Annotated in this window: 3 protein-coding genes and 1 pseudogene; 1 reads left to right on the top strand and 3 read right to left on the bottom strand. The window is 62.1% G+C overall.

All coding sequences use genetic code 11. From position 1 onward, the window contains the following. Positions 1-36 precede the first annotated feature (36 nt). From AC1D1X_RS16685 to AC1D1X_RS16675, 3 genes and pseudogenes are all read right to left on the bottom strand, one after another. Positions 37-1,131, bottom strand: a pseudogene (locus tag AC1D1X_RS16685) (L-rhamnonate dehydratase); the annotation flags it as partial. Positions 1,132-1,204: 73 nt separating this feature from the next. Then, positions 1,205-2,248 (bottom strand): 4-hydroxythreonine-4-phosphate dehydrogenase PdxA, encoded by a 1,044-nt coding sequence (locus tag AC1D1X_RS16680; protein WP_477670938.1) that lies wholly within the window; start codon positions 2,246-2,248, stop codon positions 1,205-1,207. 31 nt (positions 2,249-2,279) lie between these two features. Beyond that, positions 2,280-3,242 carry a Bug family tripartite tricarboxylate transporter substrate binding protein gene (locus tag AC1D1X_RS16675; protein ID WP_477670937.1) on the bottom strand — a complete coding sequence of 321 codons (963 nt, stop codon included), beginning with the start codon at positions 3,240-3,242 and terminating at the stop codon, positions 2,280-2,282. Positions 3,243-3,363: 121 nt separating this feature from the next. Between AC1D1X_RS16675 and AC1D1X_RS16670 the strand changes: the two genes are divergently transcribed. Then, entirely contained in the window at positions 3,364-4,287 is a 924-nt protein-coding gene (locus tag AC1D1X_RS16670; protein WP_477670936.1) for a LysR family transcriptional regulator, read from the top strand. Positions 4,288-4,349: the final 62 nt, after the last annotated feature.

Below are 4,349 nucleotides of genomic sequence, written 5' to 3'. Positions count from 1 at the left end.
CGCCAGGCCCAGGCCGGGCTTGTTGTCGTCGAGTTACAGGAAGCCGTTCTCCGCGACAGGCTCGCCGTCAAAGATGTAATAGAACAGCTCGTTGCCGACTTCCACGTCGAACATCGGGAAGTACTCGCTCATGGGCGAGGCGAGTGTGCTCATGGTCAGGTGGTAGTTGTGCATCTGCCCGGCGTGTGGAATTACCGGCACGCTATAGGCCTCGCACAACGCATTGATCTTGTGCGCCGCCGTGATGCCGCCTACGCGGTTGGTGTCGTACTGCACGACCGACACGGCTTTTCTATCCAGCAGCTGTTTGAAGCCGTAGAGGCTGAACTCATGCTCGCCGCCCGAGATCGGGATGCTGGTGAGCTGGTTGAGTTCGGCATAGCCGTCGATGTCGTCGGCAATGACAGGTTCTTCCACCCAGCGCGGTTGAAATTTTTCCAGCTTGGGCAGCATGCGTTTGGCGTACTCCAGGTTCCAGCCCATGTAGCACTCCATCATCAGGTCGTTGTCGTAGCCGATGACTTCGCGGATCGCTTCCACGGCTTTCAGGTTTTCAGAAACGCCCTTGGTGCCGTGCGCCGGGCCGTAGCCAAAGCGCGACTTGAACATGGTGAAACCCTGGTCCAGGTATTTCTGCGCTTCGTCCTGCATCGCCTTGAGGTCGGTGCGGTAGAGTTTGGAGTAGTAGCAGGGGATTTTTTCCTTGGTGCGGCCGCCCAGCAGCTTGAACACCGGCTTGTTGACCGACTTGCCCAAGATGTCCCAGATCGCCAGATCCACCGCCGAGATGGCGGCCATGGTCACGCCCTTGCGGCCCCAGGCGTGGGTGCTGCGGTACATGCGCTGCCACAGGTATTCGTAGTCCCACGGGTCCTGGCCCAGCACCAGCGGTGTGAGGTACTGGTCGATGATGGCTTTGGCGATGTGCGGCGCCAGCGCCACGTTGCCCAGGCCGACGATGCCGTCGTCGGTTTCGATCTCGACCACCGTCCACGAATGGAAGCGGAAGGTGCTCATGGATTCTGTCTTTGAGTAGACCAGGTCCATGGCGTTGGAGCAGAAATTGCCTTGGGGTGGAACGGTCTTGCCTTTCCACTCGAACACACGTGCGCGCACTGATTTGATCTTCATTTAAAGGTCCTGTGTGAGATGAATCTTTCGAGCCCTCCCCTGGAAGGGGAGGGTTGGGGTGGGGTGAGCCGTATTACTCCCTTTGGGGAGGCGCCGCCAGGCGTCCTCCCATGCGGCAGGCGATGCGGAAAGCGTTGAGCGTGGCGTTGACATCGGCCACGCCCTGGCCGGCGATGTCATACGCGGTGCCATGCGCCGGCGTGGTGATGGGCACCGGCAGGCCGCCTTGCACAGTGACGCCCTTGCTGAAGCCCATGAGCTTGATGGCGATCTGGCCCTGGTCGTGGTACATGGTGACGATGGCCTGGTACTGGCCGGCCTGCGCTTTCAGGAAGATGGTGTCGGCCGGAAAGGGGCCGTCTACCGGAACGCCGCTGGCGCGCAGCGCTGCCACGGCCGGCTCGATGATGTCGATCTCTTCGCGTCCGCAAACACCGCCGTCGCCGCCATGCGGGTTGAAGGCTGCCACCGCTACTTTGGGGCTGTTGTTGCCGCTGGCCTTGAGTGATGCGTAGATCAACCGGGTGGCGTCCATGATGCGTTCCTTGCTGAGCATGGCTGCGGCGTCTTTCAGCGGAATGTGCGAGGACACACGTGCCGTCCACAAGTCACCCAGCGTGTTGAACTCGCAGAAGTAGCCGGTCACGCCCAGGTATTCGGCAAAGTGGTGCAGCTCGTCTTCATGCTTCAGGCCGCCCAGCTTCATGGCCTGCTTGTTCAGGGGGGCGAAGCAGATGGCATCGACCTCGCCGCGTTTGGCGCCGTCCATGCAGAGGTTGAGCACCTGCAGCACCGCCGCGCCGCAGGCGGCCTGCGCCTGGCTGCGCTGTACTTGCGCTGGCTGAATCGTGTCTGTGGCCAGGAAGGCGGGCAGGCGTGTGTCGGCGCGGCCGCGCACCTCGGCCAGGCTGGCCACGGCTTGCGTTGCGACCTTCTGTTGGGCAATGTCCTGGCCTTGCTGCCAGAGCCAGGCATCACCCACCAGCACGATGTTGGCGCCTGCCGTGATGCCGGGCTGGCTCAGCAGCCGGGCAATCAGCTCGGGGCCTATGCCGGCCGCGTCACCCAGTGTCAGGGCGACGACAGGCACCGGTTCTGTTGTCTGCTGTTTGCTCATGGCGTCTTTTCCTTGTTCTGCATCATCCGGATCAGTCCAGTTTGATGTTTTTCTTGGCGATCAGGTCACCATAGCGCTTGTTCTCGTCATTGTGGAACTGCGCGAACTGCGCCTGCGTCATCGGTGTCAGGTCCGCGCCGATCGCGCCCAGCCGGGCTTGTGTTTCCGGCATCGCCAGGACCTTGGTGACCTCGGCGTAGACACGTTCCTGCACCGCCTTGGGCGTGGCTGCCGGCATGTAGATGCCGTACCAGGCACTCATCTCGACATCCTTCACGCCGGCTTCGGCCATTGTGGGCACGTTGGGAAGCTGCGGGTTGCGTTTGGCGCTGGCCACCGCCAAAGGTTTGATGCGGCCGTTCTTGATCTGGCCGATCACCGAGGGCATGGTGTCAAAGCTCAGCTGCACCTGGCCGCCGACGAGGTCGATCAGCGCCGGGCCGCTGCCGCGGTAGGGGATGTGCGTGATGAAAACGCCGGCCTGGTCCTTGAAGAGCTCCGCCGCGATGTGTTGCGTGCTGCCCGAGCCGCTGGTGGCGTAGTTGAGCTGGCCGGGTTTTGATTTGGCCAGCTTGATGAGCGACTGCACCGAATCGACTGGCAGGGCATTGTTGACCACCAGCACATTGGGCACCGCGCCGACAAACACCACGGGCACCAGGTCCTTGTTGTTGTCGTAGCCGAGTTTCAGCAGGTGCGGGGCAATCGCATGCGCGGTCGAGACGCCCATTAGCAGGGTGTGGCCGTCGGTGGCCTTGGCCGTCAGGTCGGCTGCCAGCGTGTTGGAGGCGCCGGGGCGGTTTTCCACCACCACAGGCTGCTTGAGTAGGGGGCCGAGCCGGTCCGCTACTGCGCGGGCCATCGCGTCGGTGCCGCCGCCCGGGGCGGAGCCCACCAGAATGCGCACGGGCTTGGTCGGCCAGTCTTGTGCAAATAGCGGGGCGTGGGCGGCCACTGTGCAGGCTGCTGCCAGCAAGGCAGGCAAATATTTCATGGTTGTCTCCGTCATCGTTATGAATCAATGCGGTGATAGTAGGCAAGACAACAGTTAACGTAAATTGAAAATTCCTGATTATTTGATAATCTATAGTTATCAATTGAATTGGCCACCCAACATGCTCAACGCCTCACTGATTCCCCAGCTTCTCAACCGCCTGCGCATGCGGCAGGTGGCCCTTATCCTGGCTGTAGGCGAACACGGTACCTTGCGCAAAGCCTCCGCGGAACTGGGCATGACACAGCCGGCCGCCACCAAGATGATCCAGGAGCTGGAGTCTGCGCTGGGCCAGCGCCTGTTCGAGCGGGTGGGGCGCGGGCAGAAGCTCACGCCGGCCGGCGCCAGCGTGCTGCGTTATTTCCGCGGCATGCGCGGTTCGGTCGAGTCCATGACGCGTGAACTGGCCGAACTGCAACTGGGCAGCTCGGGTCGGGTGTCGATCGGCAGCATCATGGCACCTTCTCCGAATTTGCTGACGCACGCGATCATCACGCTCAAGAAAGCCTATCCGCTGCTGTCGGTCGACGTCATGCTGGACACCAGCGACCGGCTGTTCGAGCTGCTGCGCGAAGGCGTTCTCGACGTTGCCATCGGGCGCATTCGCGACGAGCACCGGGCGGACTACGCTTTCACCCCGCTTGAAAACGAGGCGCTGGTGGTGGTGGCGGGTGTGCACCATCCGCTGGGGCAAAAAAAGGCGGTGAAGTTTGCCAGCCTGCTGGACTACCCGTGGATATTGCAGCCCAAGGGCAGCCCGATGCGTGAGGTGCTGGAGCAGGAGTTCCGCATGCTGCAGGCGCCCACGCCCAAGGGCCTGATCGAAACCGCGTCCATCCTCACGACGACCAACCTGATTGCCGAAACCGACATGGTGGGCGTCATGCCGCAGTCGATTGCCGACCACTACGCCCGGCACGGTCTGCTCAAGATATTGCCCTGCTTTATCCAGCACAAGATGGAAGCGTTTGGCTCCATCACCCGCAAGGACAGGCCGCTCAGCGACGCCGCGGGGTTTTTCCTGGCGGCGCTGCACCAGAAATAGCTGCCGGAGGCCGATGGCAAGCCACCGCAGAGAAATTTTCTGAAAATTTCGGGCCTTGGTCC

The organism is Polaromonas sp. P1_G4 (genome assembly GCF_056405475.1).
This window is presented reverse-complemented; position numbering and strand designations above follow the sequence as displayed.

Bases quoted from the DNA above. Each gene is read 5' to 3' on its own strand.
- AC1D1X_RS16680 (WP_477670938.1), bottom strand. From the start codon at position 2,248: ATGAGCAAACAGCAGACAACAGAACCGGTGCCTGTCGTCGCCCTGACA.
- AC1D1X_RS16675 (WP_477670937.1), bottom strand. From the start codon at position 3,242: ATGAAATATTTGCCTGCCTTGCTGGCAGCAGCCTGCACAGTGGCCGCC.
- AC1D1X_RS16670 (WP_477670936.1), top strand. From the start codon at position 3,364: ATGCTCAACGCCTCACTGATTCCCCAGCTTCTCAACCGCCTGCGCATG.